We start from the raw sequence: 25,737 nt of genomic DNA, 5'->3' as shown, positions 1-25,737 counted from the left end.
CTACAAGTCGATGTTGTGAAGTCCATATTGCAGCTTTATCCAAGTTGGACGATCAACGACGTTTTAAATACAGACACACTGTATCTGTATGAAATTATGTTTAAACAAACACCGAAGAAAAAGAAACAAAGAGTAATCAAGCCGTTATCAGATTTAGTGAAAGGGGGCGGATAATTTGGCTGGTGCAACTCCATTAGGAAATATGGTCATCAAGCTAGGATTGGATGATGCGGATTTTGGGAAAGGCGTTGCTAACTCCAAAAAACAAGTCACATACCTAGCTAAAGAAATGCAAGCGAATATGAAGATTGCCGACATGGCCGGTAATCAACTTGGCAAGTTAGGCACCAAATATGAGAGCTTATCTAAGATCATCAAGGCACAAGAAAACCAAGTAGCCGCCCTCAAGAAAGCTTATGACGAATCTTTTGTAGATGGCAAAGCTACGGAATCTACAAAACGATTGGCGGCTCAATTGCAAGATGCCAATGGCAAGCTTGCAAATTACAAGACACAGTTACAGAATACCGCTGGACAGTTAGCCCGGATGCAGGTGGAAACACAAGGTGTTACAGGGTGGCTCAATAAGCAGGGCGATGCACTTATAAAACAAGGCGAGAAAATCCAAAAGTTTGGTTCTGGTGTATCAAAAGTGGGAACTGCCCTGACGGTTGGCGTAACAGCGCCTTTAGTTGCAGGTGCAACAGCAGTTACCAAAGCTGCTATTAGTTGGGAGTCTGCTTTTGCTGGTGTAAAGAAAACATCAGATGAAGTTGTTGACACTAACGGTAATGTTGTTTATTCATACGACGATTTGGAAGCGAGTTTGAGAGGTTTGGCAAAAGAATTGCCGTCAACTCACACTGAAATAGCGGCAGTAGCAGAAGCGGCCGGACAGTTAGGAATCCAAACTGAAAATGTTGCTGCATTTACAAAGGTCATGATTGACCTGGGCGAATCAACCAACATGGGCGCAGAAACAGCAGCTACTGAATTGGCTCGTTTTGCTAATATTACACAAATGTCTCAGGATAAATTCAGTAACCTTGGATCAGCGATTGTTGATCTTGGTAATAACTTTGCTACGACCGAATCCGAAATATCGGCAATGGCCTTACGTTTAGCTGGTGCGGGATCACAAATAGGTATGTCTGAGGGTGATATTTTAGGTTTCGCTGCTGCTTTGAGTTCAGTTGGTATCGAAGCTGAAGCTGGTGGTTCCGCCTTTTCAAAAGTCATGGTTAACATGCAACTTGCTGTTGAAAATGGTATTGGTTCTTTCGACGAATTAAAGGCTATGGCTGCTGAAGGCGGGGTTTCTTTCGAACAATTGGTAAAAGCTGTTCAATCTGGCGGTAATGAACTCAAATCTGTCGCTTCCAAAATGGGCGTTTCAACTACTTCTTTGAAATCATTATATAAAGAAGCTGATACTGCAGCTATGTCATTAATCCAGTTTTCTGATGTGGCCGGAATGACAAACGCAGAATTTGCCAATCTTTTTGAATCGGATCCGGCAAGTGCAATCATGGCTTTTGTCGAAGGTTTATCAAAAGCAGAAGAGCAAGGAACGTCTGCAATTGCAGTATTGGATAGTATGGACATCAAAGAAGTTCGTTTGCGCGATAGTTTATTACGTGCTGCTAATGCTTCAGGTGTGTTTGCTGGCGCAATAGAAATGGGTAATACGGCATTTGGCGAAAATACCGCGTTAGCAGAAGAAGCTGGCAAGCGGTACGATACGACGGAATCCAAACTGAAAATGTTGAAGAACGAAGTGGTGGATGCCGCTATTGAATTCGGTGGACCGCTTGTTGATGCTCTAAGAGATGGACTCGAAGCATCTAAACCATTTATTGCTAGTCTGGGAGACTTAGCTAAATCGTTTAGTTCACTTGATAAAGAACAACAACAAAACATCATAAAGTGGGGGCTAATGGCAGCAGCTGCAGGACCAGCGCTCAAACTCTTAGGCGGTGGTATATCAATAATTGGTAAAACAACTACTGGTGTAGGGAAACTATCAAAAGGAATCGTAAAACTTGTAGCCAACGCAGCAGAAAAGAAAGCAATCGCCGGTTTAGCAACATCTATTACTGGCGTTGGAACTGCAGCTACAACAGCAGCGGGTACAGGTGCTGTCGGAACTGCCACAGGTGGAGTTCTCGGTATGGGCACTGCTATTGCTGGATTAGCTGGGCCAATTGCAATAGGCGTTGTGGCATTAGGAGCAATTGCTACAGCTGCATACGTCAGCAAGAAAGCTTATGATGATCATCAATTGGCTGGTGCTAAGTGGGGGACAAAAGTAACCGAAGAACAGGACAAGGTTATTTCTAAGTCATATGAACTGCGAGAAAAAGCTGTTAGTTATATTGATGAGTATGCCGATGGAGTTAAAGGATCTGCTAATAAAGCTATTGAAGCGAATAATGCAATTATTGATTCTATTCAAGCAACCATTGATAAAGAATACGAGCGGAAGAAAGAAAACGCTGAAAGTATTGAAAATCAGAAAATTCAAGACGGTTTAAAACAACAAGCTGAGAACGACAAAAAATATGGTGAACAACTTGTAGATCAGGCTAGAAAAAGAGTTGACAGAATTAATAAAATTCTATCCGATGCAAGCAAAAACAGTCGTGAATTATCTGATCAAGAACGTTCATATATTGAGGCTAATTATAGCCAATTGTCTGACAAACAATTGGAGCTGGCTGGGTTCTCTTCTGAACAGAGGATAGCAATTGAATCAGCTTACCAGGATAAGTTATCGAAACTTACAGATCGACAACTAGAAGATAGAGCAAATAGTGTTAGCAAGGCTTTAAATACTGAACAAGAAAAATATGAACAAAACAGGAAAACTATCATTGAGGGAACACAAGACAACGTGCAACGCCAAAAAGAATTGCTTGCTGAACTTGACAAAGAGCATAGAAATAGTTCTGAATCGATGATACTTGGTTTGGCGAGATTGAGACTTGAACAGGGATACAGTTTAGAGCAAATGTCCGCGGTTTGGGAACAGTACGGATGGACTGTGGACGAAGTATCTGATCTGGTTAATTCGAGTGTTGACGATACAACAAAGAACCTTGATATGTTGGCAAAAGGCACTGAAGAAGCAGATATCCAGTGGAATCAATTAGCGTTGGATCCTAAAACAGGTGAAGTCCGCACAAACATGGCGGATACGCTAGTCGAAATAGCCAAGACAGATGATGGTTGGCAGCAATTAAAATTCATGGCTAAAAACGCTGATATTTCCACAAATGCAAAAGAAGAAATTGCTGTTGCGATGGGAGAGTCTGGCAAGTGGAATGATTTATACTTGACTGACAAATTGCTATTAGTTGATGGTGACCAAGCTCAAGTTGATTTATATGATGCTATCAATGATTTGGGTATATGGAATCAATATAATGCTGACAGGAAGCTGTTAGGGGTAACCAACGCTGATGCGGTCTATAAGTTGATGGAATCGAAAGGTCAACTTGAAGAATGGAACGGGTTATCCCCACAATTAAAAACATTAATTGCGGATGATCCAGCAAAGCTAACGGTTGAACAAACGCAAGCTGCTCTCGAAAAATACAATAAACTTCCGCCTGCTTTGAAAAAATTATTAGGAAATAATACAAACGCGGTAAACAACTTTGAACAGGCACGTAGTAAATTAAATCGTTACAACGAAACAAGAGTTGGAGCTAAACACCTCCATGCAACTGCTGATTACGGTGAAGTTGAGAGAGCAAGAAACGCTATTGCTCAAGTCTATAGTAAAAACGTTGTAATCGATGTCGAGTACAGAGGTCGTAGAACAGGGCAGACAGCCATTCCGAATGCAACAGGTACAAATTACCATCCGGGTGGAGACATGATTGTCAACGATCAATCTGGGCCATTATACAAAGAGTTGGTTCAATTTCCTGGTCAAGCACCGTTTATTCCGCAAGGAAGAAACGTATATATTCCCAATGCGCCAATCGGAACCAAAGTGGCGCGGGCAAGTGTCACTAAATCAATTATGCGAAAGCTCGGAGTGCCTAGGTATGCGGATGGTGTTGGTATTCCGGAAGACTCTTCATTAATTCGAAATTTAAGGTCTATGGAGGTTGTAAATACAAAACAAACCATCACTTTAGATACTGGAAATATGACCGAATTATTGAGACAGATGTTAAATGCAATTAGTCGTTTAAATCCACAGATCAATGTTTATCCCCAAAACTGGGAGACTAAAAACGATATCAGAAGAACAGCTCAGGAATTAGCAGTATTGACTGAAATAGAAGGGAGAGGATCTTTAGAATGACATACGGCTATTTTGAAATAGACAATCATAAGTCAAGCGATTTTGATTTGTATATCAACACAGAAATCTCTTTTTCCTCTCCTGAGGTCAAAGGTGATTTCGTGGAAATAAATGGACAAGATGGCGATCTTTATTTAACAGATGGCAAGTTGAAAAATGTGTCCAAAAGTTTTCCTGCTTACTTAATGCCTACTGAAGCATCTCAACAGCAACGAGCTACAGAAATTTCTAATTGGTTAAAGAATAATGTTGGTTGGAAAGAATTATATTTTAGCGGAGATAAAGATTATATTTATCAAGCAATTTATACTGATGAATATGAGGTAGAAGCGAATATCGGCGAACACGGGAAGACAATATTAACATTTAGCGTTAAGCCTTACAAGTTTTTAAAATCCGGTTTTGATGAACAAGTTTTATCCACATCAATTGATAATCCTACCCAACGGATTGCTCGCCCGAAAATCACTATCAAAGGGACTGGCAACATTACATTGCAGATTGGTAAATCAACATATAATCTAAAGGATATCGATGGTGGTGTGATTATTGATGTTTTATACGATCAAGTGAAATCTCTTGATGGTACTCGCCCACAGTGGAACAAGATCACTACGTATCCTTTGCCTGGAATTAATCCTGGACTAAATAATGTGCTGATTACAGGGACAGTTACAGAGATAAAGATTATCCCGAGGTGGGAGGTGATTGTGTGACATACCCAATTTTGTATGAGGCAAACGAAACAGATTTTTTTAGTCTTGGCTTAGGTCCAATAAAAACAGTAACAGAAGCTTTTGTTACAGAAGAAAGAAATGGTAGCTTTATTCTTGAGGGCAAAGTGTTAGTTGATGATGAAATCTATCCGTTGCTGCAAGAAAACCGAATAATCAAAGCTGATGCAAGTCCGAAATTAACCGCGCAGCGATTTCGGATCAAACGTATTGTACCGGACCATGAAGGAAAAGCAGAGATTTATGCAGAACATGTCAGCTATTTGAGCCAAGAATTACCTATGAAACCCGAAGTGACAATAAATGGAAATGGGACGAATGCTATAAATGTTTGGAAATCGTCTATTTTAGACAGTAATCCCTTTATAGTTGATTCTGATATCTCGACAATAGGGGAAACATACTGGCGTATTGATAAAGTGGAGAATCCTCGTCAAGCTTTAGGAGGCGTGGAAGGCTCTATTTTAGACGTGTGGGGCGGCGAATATCGTTTTGACAACTATCACATCAGTTTGTTGAAGAAACGCGGAACAACCGCTAACACCATTCTGGCGTACGGTCGTAACATTACGGATTTTGAGCAAGAACGTAATATCATGAAGACATACACAACTGTTTATCCTTTTGCTATTTATACGGATGATGACGAAAACGAACAGATCATTACCATCGATGGATATGTGGTTGATTGTAAGAATATCAATGAATACCCAAATCGTAATGTGCTGCCAGTGGATTTTAGTAATGAATTTGAGCACGACGAAGTACCGACAAAAGCTAAACTAAAACAATTGGCACAAGACTATATCCAAAACAATGAAATAGGAATCCCGAAGACATCTATAAAGGTGTCTTTTTTGGATTTGTCTCAGACTGCTGATTACGCTGATGTCGCAACCCTTGAAACTGTCGAATTATGCGATGATGTTCGAGTGTATTACCAAAAATTGGGTGTTGATACGATTGCTAAAGTAATCAGAACAAAATGGAACGTAATTCGTGAAGCCTATGATGAAATAGAAATCGGAGAAAAACGGACGACATTATCAACAATCATAAATGATACTCAAACGTCGATTAAAGAAATCGAAAACCAAACTGGGTCAGCGATTATTGCTGCTAACGGGAAGAATATGATCTTCTACGGCCTTTTTGGAGAAAATGGCTTAGGAGAGCCAGTTGCAACAAGAGTCGGGGATATGTGGTATAAGCCGAACGGAGAGGACACTGAATTTTATATCTGGAATGGCGCAATTTGGGAATTTATCATGTCGACAGGTAAGTTTGTTGAGATTGACAAAGCTATTGAAGACGCGAAAAAAGCTGGCCAAGATGCTCAATTAGCGGCAGAGGGTGCAAAAGAAGCCGCAGATGATGCACAAGCAGCTGGCGAATCGGCACAAGCGGCAGCAAATGAAGCTAAGGAAGCCGGAGATGCGGCGCTTGAAAAAGTAGCTCAAGCCGAAGCGGATATAGCAGCTGCTAATGAAAAGATTGGGCAACATACGATTGATCTAAGTAAGCTGTTTGAGGATTTTGCAAACTCTGAAGCTGTGATTGATCAGATCGTGATTGACACTGGTGAGATGAATACAGCTATTAGTGAGAACGCGGATAAGATAGTTTCGGTCCAAACAGAGGCTAATAACGCGATTGCCGCGAATGCTGCAGATATTTTAACAGCCCAGAGCAAAGCCAATGATGCATACTCTAAAGCTCAAGCAGTCGAGGGAACAACACAGACGATAATTGAGGATGTTGAGGGAATCACTTCAACCATGACCAAGCTGGAGACTGATGTCGATTCTACGACTAAAACACTGAATGAGGTCAGGACAACGGTAGATGGGCAGACGCAAACGATAGCAACCGTTAAGACAACAGCTGATGCGGCATTAAGTAAGTCCAACACCAACTCCAATACTATCGATGGTATCGAGACGACATTGACTGCTACTAAGACCACCGCCGATAGTGCTTTAACCAAAGCCAACAGCGCCCAAAGTACGGCTGATGGGAATTCTAGTAAGATCACTGCCACTACCACGACAGCAAATACCGCTTTAAATACAGCAAACACCGCTAAGAGTACTGCTGATGGAAATAGTAGCAAAATCACGGCAATTACAACGACTGCCAACAGTGCTTTAAATAAGGCTAATACCCTTGAAGAAACGGTTGATGGCGTAACAAGAAATATTACCAGTATTCAAGAGGATCTATCTAAAGTAGAAGAAGGACGGAGAAATATTCTTATAAATAGTTCTTTGTATTCTGACGGTACTAGATGGGGCATCAGTGGAACTTTAAATGCTGCTTTTTCAGGCTCTTATGTAACTCTAAATAAGACAACAGCAACCCCTACTAGATTAACTATGAGTCAAAATGTATTTGCTATTTCTCCAGAAATGGTGAAAAGAAAAACGTCATATTCGATAGGTATCTGGTATTATATTGAGAATCTCACTACGTCTACCGCAAATACCGTCAATGTATTTCTTAGAAGTTCATATGGTTCTACTTATAAAGATAGTCCATCAATGAGTTTGGATGTCACCGAATCTGGTGTTTGGAAATTAATGAATTTAGATGGAATATCTCCAGATCAGGATTTAACGGGCATGACATTTACAATAGCTTTCTCAGAAAGTTCTATAATTAAGATTCGACTAAAAGAAGCTTTCTTAGTTATGGGTAAAAATATAAAGGACTGGGAACCTAATCCTTTAGATTTAGCAACGGTAACCAAGGTAAATTCTATATCGGATACAGTAGACGGTCATGCTCAGCTAATCGCGACTACCAAGACTACCGCAGATAGTGCCCTGACTAAGGCTAACTCGGCACAGTCTACTGCTGATGGAAATACATCCAAAATAACCTCTGTTCAAACAACGGCTGAGTCGGCTTTAAACAAGGCCAATATTACCGAACAAACAGTTGACGGCATGAAAACAACTCTGACTAGCGTTGAAAAAAATACAGCTAATTGGAACACTTATTATCAAGTCAACACTGCGACTCCTAAAGAAATAAAAGAGTTAAACGGTGCGGGACTAGACGATCGATACATGTATGAGATATCTGCCCAGACACTTTCAACCGGTTCGATAACAAGATTATTAGTTCGTCTAAAACCAAATCAAACATCTGGGACTGGCGGACAAGGTTGGACTCTAGAGCTTTTAGATCAGCTAGGAACGGGATCTAATCATCCTCGTATATATCTAGATGAAGCAACGGGAAAACCTATGGTGACCCTATGGAATCACGCTAGTTTATACAACGTATTCTTGACAATAACTAAGTCAGTCTCGACGATCAATCAAGGCGTTTATATTGAACAAACCGTTGAAGGTGTAAAACAAACTATTTCAGTAGTTAAAGAGACGGCTGAATCTGCAGTAACAAAAGCCAATACAGCTCAGTCAACCGCAGATGGTAATACTAGCAAAATTGTTTCTGTAACCACAACTGCGAACAGTGCATTATCAAAGGCGAACAATTTAGAAGAGACCGTGGATGGGGTTACTCGGACTATTAGTAGTGTGCAAGAGGATTTGTCTAGCTTTGGTGGTAGAAACCTTTTAGTTAGAACGGGCGAATTAGTCAACAAAGGTCTAGGCGGCAACGGAACTAATCCAGGAACTACAACAGTAGTATATCCAGTTCCCGTTACTTTAGCTGGCGCATCAACAATGAAAGAAGCAATCAAAGTAACTGCAGGAAAGAAATATACTTTTCAAAAGACGGGAACAGATAACTGGAGATACAATTGGTTAGACAAAGATTACGCTTTTATATCTCGTAGTGTACCGACAGAATCAAAATTTACAGTTACTGCACCTAATGGCGCTGAATATTTATGGGTTTCATATCCTACTATTGCTGAGGTTAAGATTGAAGAGGGGTCTATAGCAACGGGATTTTCTCTTGCGCCTGAAGATAGCGCGACTACAGCTAAAGTCAACACGATCTCCGACACGGTAGATGGACATACACAATTAATTGCATCAACCACTACCACTGCAAATAGCGCCCTATCCAAGGCAACAACCACAGAAGCTACAGTAAACGGTTTGAAGACAACAGTTTCTGCTGTTGAAACAACGGCTAACAGTGCGCTGACAAAAGCTACAGCCGTTGAAACTACAGCTAATGGATTAACTGTGACTGTAGGTAAAATAGCTAATGGTGGATCAAATTTGTTCACAAATGGTGGATTTGAGAACGAATTTATCGGATGGACTACTGCCAGCGGATTTACTATCGATTCTACAGAGAAACACTCAGGATCAAACGCTCTTAAAATAGATAATACTGGATCCATGGGTCGCGCAATAGGTCAAAGAGTCAATATACCAGTTACACCCGGAAGAAAATATGAAGTATCTTATTGGGTAAAAACGACAGCTGATGCAGATGGTATTTCGGGTAACCAAAAATTAAGGATTGCCAAATCTGATGGATCTCTTATAAATTCTCTTGGATGGGACGGACCTTTACCTGAATGGACACAAATAAAACAAATCTATACCGTTGGTTCAGGTATTTTTGAATGGAAGGTTACTTTAACCGCTTCTCATAAAGTAGGGACCGTATGGTGGGATGATGTATCTGTTGTAGATGTTACTGATCGAGAAGAAACAGCTGCTCAATTATTAGTTCTCTCAAATGAAATAGACCTACGAGTACAAAAGAATGGTGTCATCAACGCAATCAACGTGTCCACTGAAGGAATAATAATCGCCGGGAACAAAATCACAATCACGGGCCAAACATCTATTGAAAACGGAGTAATCAAGACCGCCCACATAGCTGACTTGGCTGTATCTACTGCAAAAATAGCCAATTTATCTGTTGCTGAGGGTAAAATAGCAAATTTGGCTGTCACTAATGCTAAAATAGCGAACTTGGCAGTTACCGAAGTGAAGATAGGTGATGCAGCAATAACAACAGCTAAGATTGGTAACCTGGCAGTAAGCACAGCTAAAATCGCTGACGGCGCAATCGTTAATGCTAAAATCGGTGATGCGGCGATTACCAATGCAAAAATAGCTGATGCTTCTATTTCCAGTGCTAAGATTATCAATCTGGATGCGAGCAAAATTGTAGCAAGTTCTTTGTCTGCGATAACAGCGAATACAGGAACACTAAATGTGACCGGGTGGATTAATATCCAGACTGATAATAACGGAATAAGAGCGTCCTATGATTATGGAGATCAACTAGACGGAACGTATAACCCACGTTGGTTTACAGGAGAGTATGTACTAGGTTATCGATATCATAAATTTCTTGCTGATGTTTATAACCTGAACTCAAACGGCACTAAAGGTAGCTTTAGAAACTACGCTGAAACGTTTATCGGTGGGGATTATTTCAAGCTACGTCAATATGATAATAAAACGAGCAAGAACTTACTTGGTCGTATAGATATGACCGGCGGAAGGTTGGAAATCAACGATTCATTTCACGACGGCCAGGAAACAGGCATTCACCTTTGGGGGAACGGCTACAGCTGGTTTGAGCAATACGCAACATTTTCCAATGGTATGTATGTCGGGGCAACCAATGAAGGAAAGGCTATTGAAACAGGTAGAATAGACGCTCCGTCAAATTACGCAACGTTAAAAATCAATAATAACCGCGCTTTAAATGACATTACATTTGGAGAATTGAACACATATTTCAATGAGACCCGTTTATCGTCAGCAGACTTTAGGATAGGTGTAGACGGAGATGGCAAGTTAATTCAATCAACGAGTGTGTACAATCGTACTTATAGCTCTTCTTCAAATATGGTTGTTCAGTCAACCGGAACAATTGGAAGATCCACTTCTGCATCAAAATACAAGTTAAATATTACTGAAGTTGAGGATGCAGAAGATATGGGGATGAAACTGTTGACTGTTAATCCTAAGTATTGGTTTGACAAGCATGGGTCTGAAATGGCTGCTTTGGATATTACTGAAGGTGGACTTGATGACATTGATCCTATAACACTAAAACCACATTATGGTTTAATTGCTGAAGATTTGCGCGGTGCTGGGTTAGATGCGTTTATCTCCACGAATTACGATACTGGAGAAATCGAAGGTATTGAGTATGATCGACTATGGGTAACTTTACTACCATTGATAAAAAAATTAGTTGAGAAGAATGTTTTACAAGAAGTGCGGTTAAATAAACTTGAGCGTTTAATGGAGGGATTAGTTAATGGATAAAATTGTTATCACGGGTCAAACTTTGCAACAAGACAATCTATATAAGATATCTTATAAAGTAACTTTTGCAAATAACACCTATGCAACCGGTCATATTTTTCTTAATCAAGAAAAGCTAGAAGAAATGGGAATGCGAGATATTCGTCAAGCCATTTCCACTGATCTCATTACTAATTTAGGAGGAACAACAGAATGAACGTAGATGCAAATGAAGTAGTTAAAGAGATCGCAGGTCAGTTATCGCAAGCTAACTTAGATAATGCGACTTTACGGGTTGCCTTTAATCAAATTGCAACTGAGCTGCAAGCTTACAAAGATAAGTTTGGACCATTAGAAGAAAACAACAAGGACGCTGAATAATCAGGGTCCTTTTTAAATACAAAAAATTGGAGGAAAATATCATGGCATTAGATGTGAAAAAAGCAATCAGTATCACAGGAGATTCAAAAATCAACGGACAACGAGTGATTTATTTTTCGGCGACTGTCACAACTGACTCAGCAGGCAATACCAATATAAATCAACAAATTGAAAATCAAACGTTGTATCGCCAAAATCGAGAGGAGTGTCGTAAAGATATTGACGACTTTCAGGATAAGGTTTGGGCAGTTGAAGATGATTTGATGGCGGAAGTTGAAGTTCAAGAATCCGAACCAGAGCAAGCGTAATGCTTGTTCCTTAATTTTGAGGAAGTAGGTGAAGTGTTTGTTAAATGTGGGAGAGATAGCAACATGGGCTGGGTGGGTTATGACGATTATTGGACTTGTAGCTTTTGTTGTAAGACCGGTTATGAGTAATTTTACGAAAATAGCTGAAAATCTAACAAAGTTGAGTCATAGCTTGGATTTGCTGAATCGAGACTTGGAAGCTAGTAAATCAGATCGTGTAGAAATTCATAATGAATTAAAACGACATGATGAACGATTGGACCGTCATAACGATCGATTAATTGAACATGGTGAACAATTAAAATCTTTATGGAAAGAAAGAGGGAAATAAGATGAAATTGACAAATAAACAATATGATCTAGCAAAAAAAGCACTGACTGTAGGGGTACCTGCAGTAACAGCATTCATCGTAACGATGGGTGGGTTGTACGGATTCCAAACTGAAATCATTGTTGGAACGATCACAGCGGCCGCAACTTTAGCAGGTGTATTCTTGAATATTGCTAGTAGCCAGTATCAAGATGAACAAAAAACAGATTATGGTGACGGCCAAGAATTCACGGACAAGAAAGAGTAGCCAATATAATGGCTACTCTTTTTATATACCAAAATTGGAGGGATAAACATGAGAAACAAAGCTAAATTTATTGAGGATTTTGAGAAAGTAGCAAAGCCGGAGATTGTTAAAGAAGTAGATCCCGTACAAGATGCAGCTCATACCATGAATCACACTGGGGACTCTGCGTACATTTTGAAGAAAGATCTTACAACTTCCGGCAAGGATGAAACATTTAATTTCGAAGTGAAGAAACGTGAAAAAACGGATGATTCTTCTGAAGAAATTGATGACTATTTTTACATTGGAAAAGGGGAATAACCATGACTAATTATATTAACTCTACCTCTCATAGAGGGCATAATGCGATTGTTCCTGGGGCAAGTGGTTGTGGTTTGAAAGAACATGAAGTTGCCCAACAAATCCATGACAAGTTTCGAGCGGTAACTAAGGCAGTTGATGCAACCGACAATGTAGGTAGAACGGCTAATGCTAATTTAGTTAACATCGTAAATAAAATGAATGCTGTTGGTAAATCATTCCATGTCAGCCATCACTTGAATGCATTTAATGGACAAGCAAACGGTTTTGAAGTTTGGTACTATGCTGGAAATGCAGCGGCTAAAAAATTAGCAGAAGAAATTTGTGCAGCTGTATGTAAAGTGACTGGATGGGTCAACCGCGGCGCTAAAGCTACAACATCGTTGTACGTGATCCGTGCATCAACAGGATCTGCCATTTTGATTGAATGGGGCTTTGTGGATAGTCAGAAAGACATGGATATTATGGCCAAGAAAATGGATGCCGCAGTAAATGCAGCATTGGAAGTTATGGGCTACAACGGAACAGGAGGGAACAGCACAGTGGCTAAAAAAGTAAACTATCAAACCAAAACAGGATTTTATGAAGTAATCAAAGCGGACACTTTTTACTGCGAGCCAGAACTAAAAACTAAATCTGGCTGGAATGCCGCAGTTGGCCAACGCATAGCCGTCGATGAGGTTGTCAAGATCAAAGGGAAAGACGGCACTGTCTACACTCGTGGCAAAACTCAATTAGGGAGTGTGACCAGATATATTACTTTGCGTGATGATACACTTAAAAAATTGTAAACAAATACCCCTTACTCTCGTGAGTAGGGGGCTTTTTTATTTGGGCAAGTATAATTTTTCCAACTCTTTTCGGCCATTGTAGTACGCATCCTCAGCGGTCAAAAAACCTGATTTAAAGTATCGTTTGCCCTTGATTGTGATCCAAGCGCGATAGCGTTCTTGTTTACTTGTCCGCGTGTAATACTTACACACACCACGATAACCTGTGCTGCTGTCTTTCCTAGGCTTATCAGAAAATAATTGAGTAGCTATGCCGTCTACACGTTTGCTATCGTATTTGGCCCGCAGATTGGATTGATCGATTTCTTGCTTTAGGCATCCGCATGACTTGGTATCACCGCTGGTTAAATAGCTGATGACTACATCAATCTCGTTGCCGCAATCACATACACAATGCCATATCGTTTTGTTTTGGTATGTTTTGTCGATTGGATAAACAGCAACTAATCGCCCAAACCGTTGGTTACTTATATTCTTTTTCATAGATAGTGTAGTCTACCAACTCTTTGACATGGTCTGGCGTTTTTGTTACACTTAGTTCCCAATTTTCTACCGTCCTAAGACGGATGTTGTATAATCTGGAAAACTCTGTGCGGTTATCAGTAATTCGCTTACGATTAGTTGCAAAGTCATTTGTAGCTAGATCGTAAATCAAAGCCAATGCTGCACCGGCATCCTCAAAATCATTCATCCAATCTTGCCAGCCACGATCAGCGATGTACATATCAACACTGCTGTATTCATGCGCTTCTCTGTACAAAGTAGTAAATAGTTTGTATTCCATATTTTTTGCCTCTTTCTGACTAAAGTAAGAGAGGAGGGGATCCTCTCAATTAATAATCTACACCTTTATAAATGGTTTTCTTTTCACCATCAATTTGCAAATTGATAAATTCATAAGCGGTACCAACTTGTTCTAAAACTTCCTCAACGCTTGCAAATTCTTCCGAGATAATAGTATCGTGATCTAATACAAAGATTTCCATAATACTCCCTCCTATATTATAAGTTTGCTAAAACTTCTTCTTTTTCAATTTCGATTGCTTTTCCGTTAGCTACCAATAAAAACTGTTGGTCGTTTTTCGCTGCATCTTTGATGTTATAAACGCCATCTTCCAATTTATAAACGCCGTAATCAGCTGCTTCAACAAATGTTCTTGCAAATCCCCATTTAGCATCTGTTCCGTTTACTTTAGCTACCCAAGACTTGTGCTTACGAGATCCACCAGAAATCTCTAAAGTGTAAATAGCTTTTTCGCTTCTGTACACCAATTTCAATGCTTCCGCAAAATATTCTTTGCTGCTTCCGCCGAATAAAAAAGCTCCTCGTTTAGCTAATTTCCACGCTTTTCTAAAGATTTCTGATTTTGCCATTTTGATTATCCCCTTTATCTCTTACTTGATTATATATTTAATATACCACCAATTTGGTGGTGTGTAAATAGATAAGCTTGATTATCTTGAGAAAGTTAGCATAAAAAAAGCCTATCCTAAAATTGGATAAGCTTCTTATTTGCCATCTACAGTATACTCTTTATCCGGATCATACCGCCTAATAACCTCAGTCTGTGTCCTAAAGTGGTCAAACAAATACTGGTTATCTCTTAATATAAACACAGCTGCAATCGGCTCGTTTAATACCGTCCACTGTGCGGGTATGCTAAAGTAACGCTTGCCTGTGCTGTCCATAGATTTTACAAACTGTTCAAATTGGAAATGAGCAGGCCTAGGATAGGTTGATAACTCGTAGTAATTTTTTTCAAATGCATACGTGCGTTGGTGTGCGGATGGGATTTCATTTTGCATGTGATCACCTAGAAACTATCTCTTTCATTGCTTCAAACTCAATCATAATCTTTGTTTTGCCAATTACTGAATATTTGCGGACAACAAACTGTTTCCGATCATTATATTCACCACCAACCACAATTCTCATATCCTCATCGACATCTGCCAAAAAGTTTAGGCTATGAGCCGCAATCAAACAATTTACTCCATCAAGTGAGAAACGCACTAAAGGGGTTCTCGACATCTTCAACACTCGTATCTTTGAAACAGTTCCTTTCATTGATTTCATATTAAATTACCTCTTATTTTTAAGTTTAAGTGGAGATTCAATTATCATTCGGTCGCAAAACTTACCATTTTTTACAATGCGTTCACGTTTTACGGTAATGGATTTATCGCTTTGAGCTAACACCCCAAGAATGAGTAAATCTAAGAAAATCTTATCATCATCAGAAACAGCAGCATAATCGTTGGCAAGTTTTGAATCAATTTGTTCTGCGATCATATCTTCAAACATTTAAAATCACTCCTTTCAGAAAGTATACGAACGTTTGTTCTCTTTGTAAAGGGGAACAAAAATAATTTTGCAATTAAATATGTTAAAGATATCAAAAGAAATAATTTTGCACCGATTTTGCATTTGTCGCCAAAAATCACCTTTAAATCAATGATAGTAAAGGGGGTTTTAGGCCTGTACTCTCCTTATAAAAAAAGAGCTTTAAAAGCGTTGAAATCAACGTTTTTAAAGCTCTTTTTTTTTTTGAAAAATAAACATCGACAAAAATTTCGTCGCCCGACGAAAAAAATGAATTTATATCTTTAAAAGTATCTGCTATTTTATTTGGAGATCATTCATTTTGATTTGTCAGATGTGCTAATTGACGTTGATTTGGCAATAGTCTCTATAGCGTATCAGAAATGTATCCGCGCTTGGATCTCAAGGATTGATGCGTAGTTTGATCATGTAAAATATCGTTTTACATGACAATTCAACATGAACAATGAGCCAATTGTAAGAAAGGGGGGACGTCGAATTGAAAAAATATTGCTTGCGCCGCCGTGAAAGAAAAATAATCAGAAAAATAAGTCGTATTGCCCTCATAGCGCTGATTATGCTCGGATCGATTCCTTTGCAAAGACTGGAAGCCTATGCGCAAACAGAACCAGATATCGCGATAGATATCCCTGATTTATTCAGCAATGAGTCATTCTTTGCGAGGGACGAGACGAGCGATGAAGATCAACCATTGATCGAAGCATCGCAATCTGACGAGAGTGAAGGTAACAAAGAAATCAGCAGAGATAGTGAAGGCGAGGAGACAGATTCATTACAACCCACACTTGAAACAGAATCTGAGTTGAATGATGAAGGGATAAACAATAAACAATCTGACAATACACATGCAACTTACACAGCATATGATCAGCAGCCGCAAACAAAAGAAGCGGTTGCTGCAGCTATCGCCGCTTATGAAGAAAAAAAGGATACAGCAAACAAACCTCGCTGGCAATTTTTGGTAGCAGAAACCCTCATGCCCCATGGATATTATTGTGCATTGGTATACAATGATACGGATTTTGGTCAAGATTACTACACATTTTTTGTGCAAGCACAAGAGACTTCCGGGACAGAACATGTGTTTACAGGAGAGACGAGAAGTGAATTAGATGCCTTTATCAGGCGGAGTGAGGTGGTAGGCGGCGATACAGTTTTACTTGCGAATGACATTATTTTTGATGCGACAGAGATTACTGTACAAAAAAACATCACGATTCGCTCACAAATGACTGATCGACCGGTAACGCTCACTAAAGGAACCACTAGCAGGCATTTTGCAGTTGGAACGGGCAATACAGTCACTTTTGAACATATTATCTTTGATGGTTCTGGAACTGGCGGCGGGCTTTCTACTGCGGCTGGCCAACTCATCATTAAAGATGGAACAGTGATCAAAAATTGTTACCAAGATGTTGGGGGTGGAATTTACGTGAACCCGCAAGGCACGTTACGCATGGAAGGTGGGCGTATTACTGGCAATAGTGTCCACAATAACCGTGGAGGTGGTGTCTTTGTTGATGGAAATACGACACGAGCAGGACGTTTCACGATGACTGGCGGCTCGATCGATACGAATAGTGCGCCTCTGACTAACAATACGACCAGTACGTCAAATGGTGGGGGCGGTGTCTTTCTTCGGATAAATGCAATATTTATCTTTGAAGGCGGAGATATCACTGGCAATACCGCAGGAATACGTGGTGGCGGCATTTGTGCAGAAACCAATACGAACATACAAATGAGCGGTGGATCAATAGAAGGAAATCAGGTAACCAATGTCGCTGATTTTAGCGGCGGTGGCGGCATTTACATGAACAATGGCAGCTTTCATATGTCTAATGGCACCATCACGAATAATACTGTTAAGGGAACGGGAAATTACAGTGGTGGTGGCGGTATTTGTTTTGATATGACTTCAGGAAATTATGACGTGCTGATTGAAGGTGGTCTGATCGCTCAGAATAATGTAGAAATTGCTGGAAATTATAGTGGCGGTGGTGGAATGCGTACCAACCTGCGTGGGGGAAGGGGTACATGTGTGATCCGCGGCGGCAGAATAACCAGTAATAGTACAAACAGCTGTGGCGGCGGCATTTACCAATACGGTGGGATGGTTGAGATTACTGAAACATCGGTCATTGACAATAATGTTGCATGGACACATGGTGGTGGAATCTATGTACTTGCTCGGGGGACCTTGACGATGCCTGGCGGTGAAGTGACCAATAATCAAGCCGTAACAGAAGGCGGCGGCGTATATGTTTACGAGGGCACTTTTTTGATGAAAGAAAATGGAACAATTGATGGGAATCGAGCCTATCATGGCGGTGGGATTGCTACACATCCTAGTGGCATGTTTCAGATGTCTGGCGGCGAAATTACCAATAATCGTGCATCAAATGATGGTGGTGGTGCCTATATCGGCGAAAAGTTTGACTTTATTGATGGAACGATTGCCAATAATCATGGTGGAAATGGTGGGGGGATCTATTTAGTCACCTCAGCACAGTTGAATTTTTCGGGTGGAAATGTAATGGGAAATCATGCTACGGCAAATGGTGGCGGTATTTATTCTTGGGGAAATATCTTCATGTCTGGGGGAACGATTGCTAACAATCATGCTGCAGGAGAAGTTGGTGGTGGTGTGATGTTCAATGGTCAAAACAATAAATCTTTTACCTTAAAGGGTGGTTTGATTGAAAAGAACAGCAGTCCAGTCAGCGGTGGCGGTATCCATGTCCATCGAGGCTCTCTTGCGATGGAAGGAGCAACCATTGGTGAAAATACATCCGCTAATGGGGCGGGAATCTATATACGTACTGAAGGAACAATGACAATGGACGACGGTTTGATTCATATGAATGAAGCCAAAGAGACAGGTGGCGGCATTCATGTTTTCGGAGATCTAACAATGACAGGTGGAGAAGTTTCCGCAAATAAAGCTGGCACACAAAATGGAAATGTGTTTGAACATGGAGATGGTGGCGGTGTGTATGTTGGGGGGCAATTTGATCTTGATGGAGGCGTGATTTCGGGAAATCACACTCGGTATGGCGGGGGCATATATGTCTTATCGAGCGGGCACTTGACACTAAATAATGGCAACATAACAGGAAATTGGGTGAGTGAGCGTGGCGGTGGTCTCTACCTTCATGGACGATGCACCATGTTGAACGGAACCTTTGATGGAAATTCGGCGGCTCATGGTGGTGCAATTGCCATGAGTGCCCAAGCAAGTGCTAGTCTTCGTATTACAAATGGAAGATTTCATAGTAATGCAGCTGCTAGAGGAGTTGGCGGCGGCGATGGTGGCGCAATTTATACAGAAGACAATCAGTATACCCGCTTGACAGTTGGTTCAAATGTTCAGTTCAGTAACAATCATGCGTCTAATGGCCTTTTCCAATTAGCTGCAAATGAAGGAACTGCACGTTATCCAAATATTCAAGCTGCGGGTACAACAACCGATGGGCATCCGATCAATAATTTGGATATCAGTACAAGTACTTACCGCATTACCCTTTATCATGTAACGAGTGCCGGAGCTGAAATAGAAGATCACCCTGCTACAGAAGTTGTTCGACGGATCAGTGAAGCAATATTTACACGTGAATTTCCCCAGATCCACAGCTATACGCCTTGGCAATTTCGTTGGGGATCAGACTTAACTACATTTGAATCTGCAACGAGAGGCGATGGATTGACAGCAACCTTGATGGATTGGCCTGCCAATGACCCTTGGGGAGATGCTGTGATTTATTTTGCTTATCTAAGTACTACAAATATTCATGTTGTTGTTCCAACAAAAATGGATTTTCATGTAAATGAACAAACCAACGGGATGATTGCTGCTGGAACGAGTAATCAGAACAATGGGCAATATGAGATGCAAAACCACTCTGATTATCCGGTCGAAGTCTCCCTTAAAGAAGTCAAGGAAACAGAAAATGCGGGGCTGACTTTCTTAGATGCAACTGCTGATCCAACAGATTCAAAGAATCCTATTCGTTTAGACTTGCTGCATTCAACTAACTTGCCGAATAATCGCTTTACTGAATCGATCATTGGTGTCAATGCATCTACTCCGGAGACGTCACTAGGTATTTTAGATGGTCAGCACGTGGCGCATGAGAGTCCCGCATCATCGATTGGTCGTTTTACGTTAGGCGGAGAATATTTTGGAAATTTGACAACTGCTGGGAAAGAACCAACCCTTGTTTTCAGCTTTACATTCACTGTACTGATCGATTAGAGAGGAGACTGCTGCGTGAAAGAAAACAATCCAAGAAGTACACGTACCAAAGAAAAGAAACGTAAATGGCTACTCTTGTTTTTGCTTTTGTTGTTGGTGTTGTTTGGCTTGTATCGCTGTGGGGTGTTTGGATCTAAAGATGATTCGCGCATTATTATTGGCGCGGGGGTCCAACAAGGTGTACCGTCAAAAAATCGCGATGAGCCTGGATCTAATGGTACAGAGCAAGTGTCGATTCAATTGAATGCACGTCCAACTTTTGCTGATGGTGCAAGTGTTGGTGATTTAAATATTGTCAATCCGGCAACAAACATTCTCTATTTGGAAGCGGACATACGTCTGGCAGAAACCGATGAAATCATCTATCAATCAGGTGTCATACCACCAGACCATTTTGTCGGTGAAGACAAATTAATGAGAAATCTTCATCAAGGAGAGCATGAGGCAGTGGCAACCGTCACGTTATTTGATCCCAATGAACAAGATCAGCAGTTCAATCAATATACTTTCAGTCTGGTCATCATTATAGAAAACTAAAAAGAGGAGATTATCAAAATGAAAAAAATTATCGGTATATCAAGTATTTTATTTGCAGTTCTAGCGATTGCGATCCCTGTTTCAGCAGAAGAGACACAGGCAAGACAAGATGAACCAGGTACAGCAAACCGTGAAATTCCAGTCAATGGCGCAATCTACCACAATGACACAGATTATAATATTACGGTACCAGCTTCTGTTAGTTGGTTTGTCACCGAAGAAGGGCAAACAGGACCCAATGTTTTTGAGGTTTGGAATCGGCCAGTAGGAGGAAATGTAGCTAACCCAAATCGTATAGTGAATCAGAGTAGTCTAGCGCAGTATCACGTTACGATGACTGAATTTAATCAAGTATCATCAAGTGATGCGGCAATCGTTGCACCAGATTTAGAATTATTCTTAACAGGTGCTTTGTCATTAGGCAATCAAAATCTTAGCGAAGGTTACGTGAATACCAATCCATATCCAGCCTTATTCGATGCAGAAGATGAATGGTATTTTGGTTTTTCTGGCGAGTATACGACAAACCTTACTACGACTGAATTGTCTCCGCGTTATACCATGAAACTGCATTTTGATCTATTATAAGATCAATCAGGTAAACTCAACAGTACAAGCAAACAGCGTGGATAAAAGAGGAATATGTGGCTGGATTTTTGCCGATACGTACGACATCGAAGTGAGGTGATTCATTTGTGAAATCATATAGGGGTTATTTCTTGTTGGCTAGCTTCATTTTTTTGCTAGGTTTCTCCCCGATCGGCTTTGCACATCAAATTTCCGTTGAGGGACGAATCAGTATCTCGGAAACAAACGCTGAAAAAGACCCGCCGGTACCACCAGATACAGAATTACCAGAATCACCCCTGCCACCGGCGAGTGAAGAACCTGAGATTGATGGGACAATGCCTAAATTAGGGGAGCAGATGAATCATTTTTATGGACGATTGGGTGGTCTGTTGCTGATTATAGCAATCAGGGTCTGGTGGCAAAAGCATAAAAAAACAGCATGAAGAAGTGAACGTGGTTTAGTTAGAAGGCATCCTGTCTTTAAAACAGGTAGTGACTGGCTGAATCACGTTCCATTGTGTTATCTAGTCTTGATCATGTATGGTAGAATCTGTACATAGCGTTATAACGCCATATTGACGGGATGTTTGGAGAAAGGAGAGTGGCCGATGGCGGAATACGAGAAAGATTACATCATGCGGGTGACCAAAACGGCAGTAAAGGGCTTGAATGTGTTTCTTAAAGCAGAATCCGTGGATGCGACCATGCATCTAGAAGAAGCCCAGACTGGGCAGAAGAAAGATAAGACTTCGGGTGATGCTGCAACAGAAGCCAAAGATCAAGGTTTGAATAAGGATTAAATCTACACCCCAATAGAACACAAAAAAGCACCTGCTAATCAGTTTTAGCGAGGTGCTTTTAGTACGAATCGTTTTCCTTCATTTGGATGAACTCCTTATGCAGTTTTATTCAATTCTTGTACAGCTTGTTCGATCGTAACACCTGTAGCAAAGTGATTCGCATTTTTCTTGTCAAAGACAATAAATAGATTCAACTTCGTATCAAGTGTGACGCGATATTGCATATCTGTGTTATAGAATGTCATTTGTCATTCTCCTTTCTTAATCGTTGAGACGAAAGGCAACGGTTAGTTGATAACGAAATTCCATGATTAGAATAACACCTTTCTCTGTTTTAGTCCAACAAAAACTCAATCACTTTGACGCTGATAAACAATTTCTTAAGAAATGACCTGTTTATCCTCTCTTACAAGCTAACAATTTTGTAAGGTTAGATGAATGATAAAAAGCAAAAGGTTGATTTGAACGCTTTTCGCAAGTTTTTTATTTTTTCCCCTCATGTAATGATTGCCAGATTTTAATAAAAAGTAATTTCCCTCTCGGTTTTTGTATGCTATATTGGTCACAAATGTAATGTAACTGTAATGAAAATGTAAAATAAAATGGACGTGATACTATGTGCGGAATTGTTGGATTTGTAAATACAAAAGACGGAAAAGCGGATATCATTGAGGAAATGATGGCACGTATCGTGCATCGTGGACCAAGTAGTGCGGGAAAATTTGTAGACGATAAAGTAGCGTTAGGTTTTCGCCGATTGTCGATCATTGATTTGGCGGGGGGCTCTCAACCTATTTTTAATGAAGACCACAGTAAAGTCATTATCTTCAATGGTGAAATTTACAATTTTCAATCACTTAGAAAAGAATTGATTGCTGCAGGTCATACCTTTAGTACCCATGCTGATACGGAAGTGGTCCTTCACGGATATGAAGAATGGGGAACAGAAGTATTGCAAAAACTTCGTGGGATGTTTGCTTTTGCAATTTGGGACCAGCAGAAACAAGAATTGTTTGGTGCCAGAGACCATTTTGGCATCAAACCCTATTACTTTGCCCAAATGAATGATATATTCATGTTTGGCTCAGAAATCAAAAGTTTTTTGCCGCATCCAGATTTCACAAAAGAATTGAATAAAGCGGCTTTAAAACCCTATTTAACTTTTCAATATTCCCCATTGAATGGAGAAACCTTCTTTAAAGGTGTGTATCGTTTACAAGAGGGGCATTATTTTATTTATAATAAGCAAGGGTTAACGATCCAAGAATATTGGGATGTCGATTACACAAAGAAACAATTGTTTTCGAAAGATGAATGGGTCGAAAAAATCGACCAAGCGGTTCAAGCCTCGATCGATGTCCATACGATCAGTGATGTTGAAGTGGGGTCTTTTCTTTCCAGTGGCGTTGATTCTAGTTATGTGGCGTCAGTATTGCGTCCTACCCACACCTTTTCTATCGGTTTTGATGACAAAACATATAATGAGGCAATTGAAGCACGAAAATTAACGGAGCAACTTCATTTACAGAATACTGCCGCCGTGATTGATGGTGAGATGTCTTTTGCCGCATTTCCTTTGATTCAATACCATTTGGATGAGCCAGATGCAAATCCTAGCTGTGTACCTTTATACTTCCTAGCAAACTTGGCAGCGCAACAAGTCCGGGTCGTTCAGTCGGGTGAAGGGGCGGATGAATTGTTTGCGGGTTATGCTGCTTATGGATTTCATACAAATTCCAAGGCGATTCGGGTATTTGCACAAGGATTAAAGAAATTACCCAAAACAATGCGTTTTCGCTTAGGCCATCAAATCGGAAAAATGAAAAATTTCCATGGCCGCATTCATTTATTTGAAGCGACTGCCCCAGCAAGAGAGTTTTTCATCGGTCAAGCAAGGATTTTTGAAGAAGCAGAAGCAACCACACTTTTAACAGCAGCATACCAAGATGCACCTTCAGTTGCTGAAATTGTTGCACCTTTTTATAAAAAAGCAGAAGGGCTGAAGGATGAAGTCAACAAGATGCAGTATCTTGATGTACATCAATGGTTGCCAAAAGATATTTTATTAAAGGCAGACAAGCTATCCATGGCCAGTTCTTTGGAACTGCGGGTACCATTGTTGGATATTGAAATGATGAATCTTGCACAAACAATTCCTACCAAATATTTGATCAATCAGAATAATACCAAAGATGTATTTAGGCAAGCTGCCAAACGTCATTTACCCAAAGAATGGGCCAATCGAGAAAAACTTGGTTTTCCTGTACCAATCAAATCATGGTTGAAGGAGGAGACTGGATATACTACAGTTAAAACATTATTTGCAGCTGATTTTGCAGCTGAGTTTTTTGATCAAGCCGCAATTTTACAAATGCTTGATGATCATCGAAAGAATCAAGTGAATCTGCAACGAAAAATTTGGACGATTTTCACTTTTCTCACTTGGTATAAGGTCTTCTTTATTGATCAAGAGATTCCCCAGTCACAGCAAATCATCTATGAAATAATTGCATAAAAAACGGAGGCTGATGCGCAGCCTCCGTTTTTGTTTATGAATCATTATTTATAATGCTAAATATTTTTCCAAGTAGTCTGCTAAACCATCTTCACCATTTGTTTTATCAGTCACATCGTTTGCGATCGATTTCAATTGTTGGGTACCATTGGCCATGGCAACGCCCCAACCAGCATAGTCTAACATTTCCAAGTCATTGTGTTCGTCTCCAAAAGCAATGATATCTTCAGGACCTAGTGACATGGACTTGGCAATCACAGAAAGACCCAGTGCCTTGTGAACACCTTTAGGAACGATTTCCAAGATAGCTTGTGGGCCGCCCCATGTGCGTACATCGACAGCATCATCAAATTGGTCTTGAATCCGTAATGATACAGATTCGGCTAACTCATTTTGGGTTTTGACCAATAAAGAAGTTGGATCAGTTGTCAAATTGGCAAGGAGATTTTTTTCAGATACAGTTTCATAAGAAAAGAAGTGTTGGTCAAAATGATCTAACCGGTCAATAAAAAAGGTTTCGCGGTTTTCAGCAGCAACAAAAGATAGACCTAGCTGCTCACGTTGCGCCATCAGCTCAAAAGCAATTTCTCTGGAAATCGCATGCTCGGTTTCAGGTGCCCAAATCTGGCGCGGTTTATGAACCAACCCACCATTAAAGTTAACCATAGGTGTAGTTAATTCAAGTTCTTGATAAAATTGATCACTCATACGGAAAGGGCGTCCTGTGGCAATCGTAACATAGTGTCCAGCACGTACAGCGCGTCCTAAGACATCCCTTGTTCTAGGTGAAATTTGAGATTCAGTATTTAAGGTGGTGCCATCTAGGTCGATAGCAATGATTTTTGGTTTCAAATGTTTCGCTCCATTCTATTATGGTAGTGGCTTAAGTGTAACATATTTCTGATATTTCACAATGTATGAAAGTTTTTCATATTTTCTTTCATAATAGATGAGGGTAAAACACGAACATTAACTTCTGTTGTAGTGTATATTATACATTTTTTATTGAAAAGCGAATGATTGTCCTATATAATTTGTAATTGTTCGATGAGAAGTGCTATTATTCCTAATTTCTTTTCAAAGACTAAAAATTATGAACA

At 40.2% G+C, this 25,737-nt stretch carries 25 protein-coding genes; 16 read left to right on the top strand and 9 right to left on the bottom strand.

Going from position 1 to position 25,737, the window contains the following annotated elements; genetic code table 11:
• The first annotated feature begins 175 nt into the window (after window positions 1-175).
• From IGI41_RS10240 to IGI41_RS10195, 10 genes are read left to right on the top strand one after another with little or no spacing between them, the layout of a single operon-like run.
• Window positions 176-4,318, top strand: coding sequence for a phage tail tape measure protein (locus tag IGI41_RS10240; RefSeq protein WP_430609683.1), 4,143 nt, complete (start codon window positions 176-178; stop codon window positions 4,316-4,318).
• On the top strand, window positions 4,315-5,034 hold the full coding sequence (locus IGI41_RS10235; protein ID WP_430609682.1) for a distal tail protein Dit: 720 nt from the start codon (window positions 4,315-4,317) through the stop codon (window positions 5,032-5,034). The genes IGI41_RS10240 and IGI41_RS10235 overlap by 4 nt, the downstream gene beginning before the upstream one ends.
• Complete coding sequence (locus tag IGI41_RS10230; protein WP_430609680.1) at window positions 5,031-11,279, top strand: phage tail spike protein; 6,249 nt, start codon at window positions 5,031-5,033, stop codon at window positions 11,277-11,279. Before IGI41_RS10235 ends, IGI41_RS10230 begins: the two co-directional genes overlap by 4 nt.
• The gene (locus IGI41_RS10225; RefSeq protein ID WP_430609679.1) at window positions 11,272-11,475 is read left to right on the top strand and encodes a hypothetical protein; all 204 of its coding nucleotides are present in this window, start codon (window positions 11,272-11,274) and stop codon (window positions 11,473-11,475) included. Before IGI41_RS10230 ends, IGI41_RS10225 begins: the two co-directional genes overlap by 8 nt.
• Window positions 11,472-11,639, top strand: a complete 168-nt coding sequence (locus IGI41_RS10220) for a hypothetical protein (RefSeq protein ID WP_430609676.1) — start codon at window positions 11,472-11,474, stop codon at window positions 11,637-11,639. The genes IGI41_RS10225 and IGI41_RS10220 overlap by 4 nt, the downstream gene beginning before the upstream one ends.
• Window positions 11,640-11,680: 41 nt before the next feature.
• Window positions 11,681-11,947 carry a hypothetical protein gene (locus IGI41_RS10215; protein WP_430609675.1) on the top strand — a complete coding sequence of 89 codons (267 nt, stop codon included), beginning with the start codon at window positions 11,681-11,683 and terminating at the stop codon, window positions 11,945-11,947.
• 37 nt (window positions 11,948-11,984) lie between these two features.
• Window positions 11,985-12,278: a hypothetical protein gene (locus IGI41_RS10210; protein ID WP_430609674.1), complete on the top strand. Its 294-nt coding sequence runs from the start codon at window positions 11,985-11,987 to the stop codon at window positions 12,276-12,278.
• A 1-nt stretch (window position 12,279) separates the two neighbouring features.
• Entirely contained in the window at window positions 12,280-12,525 is a 246-nt protein-coding gene (locus tag IGI41_RS10205) for a phage holin (RefSeq protein WP_430609673.1), read from the top strand.
• 48 nt (window positions 12,526-12,573) lie between these two features.
• Window positions 12,574-12,825, top strand: a complete 252-nt coding sequence (locus IGI41_RS10200) for a DUF5960 family protein (protein WP_430609672.1) — start codon at window positions 12,574-12,576, stop codon at window positions 12,823-12,825.
• Between the two features lie 2 nt (window positions 12,826-12,827).
• The gene (locus IGI41_RS10195; protein ID WP_430609671.1) at window positions 12,828-13,616 is read left to right on the top strand and encodes an N-acetylmuramoyl-L-alanine amidase; all 789 of its coding nucleotides are present in this window, start codon (window positions 12,828-12,830) and stop codon (window positions 13,614-13,616) included.
• Window positions 13,617-13,652: 36 nt separating this feature from the next.
• On the opposite strand, the gene IGI41_RS10190 is transcribed toward IGI41_RS10195, so the two are convergent.
• The 7 genes from IGI41_RS10190 to IGI41_RS10160 form a co-directional block, all read right to left on the bottom strand.
• On the bottom strand, window positions 13,653-14,099 hold the full coding sequence (locus tag IGI41_RS10190; protein WP_430609670.1) for a hypothetical protein: 447 nt from the start codon (window positions 14,097-14,099) through the stop codon (window positions 13,653-13,655).
• Entirely contained in the window at window positions 14,080-14,400 is a 321-nt protein-coding gene (locus tag IGI41_RS10185; protein ID WP_430609669.1) for a hypothetical protein, read from the bottom strand. Before IGI41_RS10185 ends, IGI41_RS10190 begins: the two co-directional genes overlap by 20 nt.
• 49 nt (window positions 14,401-14,449) lie before the next feature.
• On the bottom strand, window positions 14,450-14,602 hold the full coding sequence (locus IGI41_RS10180; RefSeq protein WP_430609668.1) for a hypothetical protein: 153 nt from the start codon (window positions 14,600-14,602) through the stop codon (window positions 14,450-14,452).
• Between the two features lie 16 nt (window positions 14,603-14,618).
• Entirely contained in the window at window positions 14,619-14,990 is a 372-nt protein-coding gene (locus IGI41_RS10175; RefSeq protein ID WP_430609666.1) for a hypothetical protein, read from the bottom strand.
• Window positions 14,991-15,125: 135 nt separating this feature from the next.
• Entirely contained in the window at window positions 15,126-15,422 is a 297-nt protein-coding gene (locus IGI41_RS10170; protein ID WP_430609664.1) for a DUF5960 family protein, read from the bottom strand.
• 4 nt (window positions 15,423-15,426) lie between these two features.
• A complete protein-coding gene (locus IGI41_RS10165) occupies window positions 15,427-15,693 on the bottom strand; it encodes a hypothetical protein (RefSeq protein WP_430609663.1) in 267 nt (88 codons plus the stop codon).
• 6 nt (window positions 15,694-15,699) lie between these two features.
• Window positions 15,700-15,921, bottom strand: coding sequence for a hypothetical protein (locus IGI41_RS10160; protein ID WP_430609662.1), 222 nt, complete (start codon window positions 15,919-15,921; stop codon window positions 15,700-15,702).
• Window positions 15,922-16,438: 517 nt separating this feature from the next.
• On the opposite strand from IGI41_RS10160, the gene IGI41_RS10155 reads away from it, so the two are divergent.
• The 5 genes from IGI41_RS10155 to IGI41_RS10135 all read left to right on the top strand — a co-directional run bounded on the left by IGI41_RS10155 (window position 16,439) and on the right by IGI41_RS10135 (window position 22,122).
• Window positions 16,439-20,215: a hypothetical protein gene (locus IGI41_RS10155; protein ID WP_430609661.1), complete on the top strand. Its 3,777-nt coding sequence runs from the start codon at window positions 16,439-16,441 to the stop codon at window positions 20,213-20,215.
• Window positions 20,216-20,230: 15 nt separating this feature from the next.
• Window positions 20,231-20,752, top strand: a complete 522-nt coding sequence (locus IGI41_RS10150) for a hypothetical protein (protein ID WP_430609660.1) — start codon at window positions 20,231-20,233, stop codon at window positions 20,750-20,752.
• A gap of 18 nt (window positions 20,753-20,770) precedes the next feature.
• Complete coding sequence (locus tag IGI41_RS10145; RefSeq protein ID WP_430609659.1) at window positions 20,771-21,340, top strand: hypothetical protein; 570 nt, start codon at window positions 20,771-20,773, stop codon at window positions 21,338-21,340.
• A gap of 107 nt (window positions 21,341-21,447) precedes the next feature.
• Entirely contained in the window at window positions 21,448-21,765 is a 318-nt protein-coding gene (locus tag IGI41_RS10140; RefSeq protein ID WP_430609658.1) for a hypothetical protein, read from the top strand.
• A 165-nt stretch (window positions 21,766-21,930) separates the two neighbouring features.
• The gene (locus tag IGI41_RS10135; RefSeq protein WP_430609657.1) at window positions 21,931-22,122 is read left to right on the top strand and encodes a hypothetical protein; all 192 of its coding nucleotides are present in this window, start codon (window positions 21,931-21,933) and stop codon (window positions 22,120-22,122) included.
• Between the two features lie 95 nt (window positions 22,123-22,217).
• On the opposite strand, the gene IGI41_RS10130 is transcribed toward IGI41_RS10135, so the two are convergent.
• Complete coding sequence (locus IGI41_RS10130; RefSeq protein ID WP_430609656.1) at window positions 22,218-22,367, bottom strand: hypothetical protein; 150 nt, start codon at window positions 22,365-22,367, stop codon at window positions 22,218-22,220.
• 371 nt (window positions 22,368-22,738) lie between these two features.
• On the opposite strand from IGI41_RS10130, the gene asnB reads away from it, so the two are divergent.
• A complete protein-coding gene (asnB, locus tag IGI41_RS10125; protein ID WP_430609655.1) occupies window positions 22,739-24,637 on the top strand; it encodes an asparagine synthase (glutamine-hydrolyzing) in 1,899 nt (632 codons plus the stop codon).
• Window positions 24,638-24,685: 48 nt separating this feature from the next.
• Here the strand turns inward: asnB and IGI41_RS10120 are convergent, their stop codons facing one another.
• A complete protein-coding gene (locus tag IGI41_RS10120) occupies window positions 24,686-25,489 on the bottom strand; it encodes a Cof-type HAD-IIB family hydrolase (RefSeq protein WP_430609654.1) in 804 nt (267 codons plus the stop codon).
• Window positions 25,490-25,737: the final 248 nt, after the last annotated feature.

Origin of the sequence: Enterococcus sp. DIV0876, from assembly GCF_050529585.1 — a bacterium.
Taxonomy (GTDB): domain Bacteria; phylum Bacillota; class Bacilli; order Lactobacillales; family Enterococcaceae; genus Enterococcus_D.
The sequence above is the reverse complement of the archived record's forward strand: the minus strand, read 5'-3'. Positions and strand labels throughout refer to the sequence as shown.

Bases quoted from the DNA above. Each gene is read 5' to 3' on its own strand.
- asnB (WP_430609655.1), top strand. From the start codon at position 22,739: ATGTGCGGAATTGTTGGATTTGTAAATACAAAAGACGGAAAAGCGGAT.
- IGI41_RS10135 (WP_430609657.1), top strand. From the start codon at position 21,931: ATGGCGGAATACGAGAAAGATTACATCATGCGGGTGACCAAAACGGCA.
- IGI41_RS10195 (WP_430609671.1), top strand. From the start codon at position 12,828: ATGACTAATTATATTAACTCTACCTCTCATAGAGGGCATAATGCGATT.
- IGI41_RS10225 (WP_430609679.1), top strand. From the start codon at position 11,272: ATGGATAAAATTGTTATCACGGGTCAAACTTTGCAACAAGACAATCTA.
- IGI41_RS10215 (WP_430609675.1), top strand. From the start codon at position 11,681: ATGGCATTAGATGTGAAAAAAGCAATCAGTATCACAGGAGATTCAAAA.
- IGI41_RS10200 (WP_430609672.1), top strand. From the start codon at position 12,574: ATGAGAAACAAAGCTAAATTTATTGAGGATTTTGAGAAAGTAGCAAAG.
- IGI41_RS10165 (WP_430609663.1), bottom strand. From the start codon at position 15,693: ATGAAATCAATGAAAGGAACTGTTTCAAAGATACGAGTGTTGAAGATG.
- IGI41_RS10175 (WP_430609666.1), bottom strand. From the start codon at position 14,990: ATGGCAAAATCAGAAATCTTTAGAAAAGCGTGGAAATTAGCTAAACGA.
- IGI41_RS10235 (WP_430609682.1), top strand. From the start codon at position 4,315: ATGACATACGGCTATTTTGAAATAGACAATCATAAGTCAAGCGATTTT.
- IGI41_RS10160 (WP_430609662.1), bottom strand. From the start codon at position 15,921: ATGTTTGAAGATATGATCGCAGAACAAATTGATTCAAAACTTGCCAAC.
- IGI41_RS10220 (WP_430609676.1), top strand. From the start codon at position 11,472: ATGAACGTAGATGCAAATGAAGTAGTTAAAGAGATCGCAGGTCAGTTA.
- IGI41_RS10145 (WP_430609659.1), top strand. From the start codon at position 20,771: ATGAAAAAAATTATCGGTATATCAAGTATTTTATTTGCAGTTCTAGCG.
- IGI41_RS10130 (WP_430609656.1), bottom strand. From the start codon at position 22,367: ATGACATTCTATAACACAGATATGCAATATCGCGTCACACTTGATACG.
- IGI41_RS10185 (WP_430609669.1), bottom strand. From the start codon at position 14,400: ATGGAATACAAACTATTTACTACTTTGTACAGAGAAGCGCATGAATAC.
- IGI41_RS10180 (WP_430609668.1), bottom strand. From the start codon at position 14,602: ATGGAAATCTTTGTATTAGATCACGATACTATTATCTCGGAAGAATTT.
- IGI41_RS10205 (WP_430609673.1), top strand. From the start codon at position 12,280: ATGAAATTGACAAATAAACAATATGATCTAGCAAAAAAAGCACTGACT.
- IGI41_RS10190 (WP_430609670.1), bottom strand. From the start codon at position 14,099: ATGAAAAAGAATATAAGTAACCAACGGTTTGGGCGATTAGTTGCTGTT.
- IGI41_RS10170 (WP_430609664.1), bottom strand. From the start codon at position 15,422: ATGCAAAATGAAATCCCATCCGCACACCAACGCACGTATGCATTTGAA.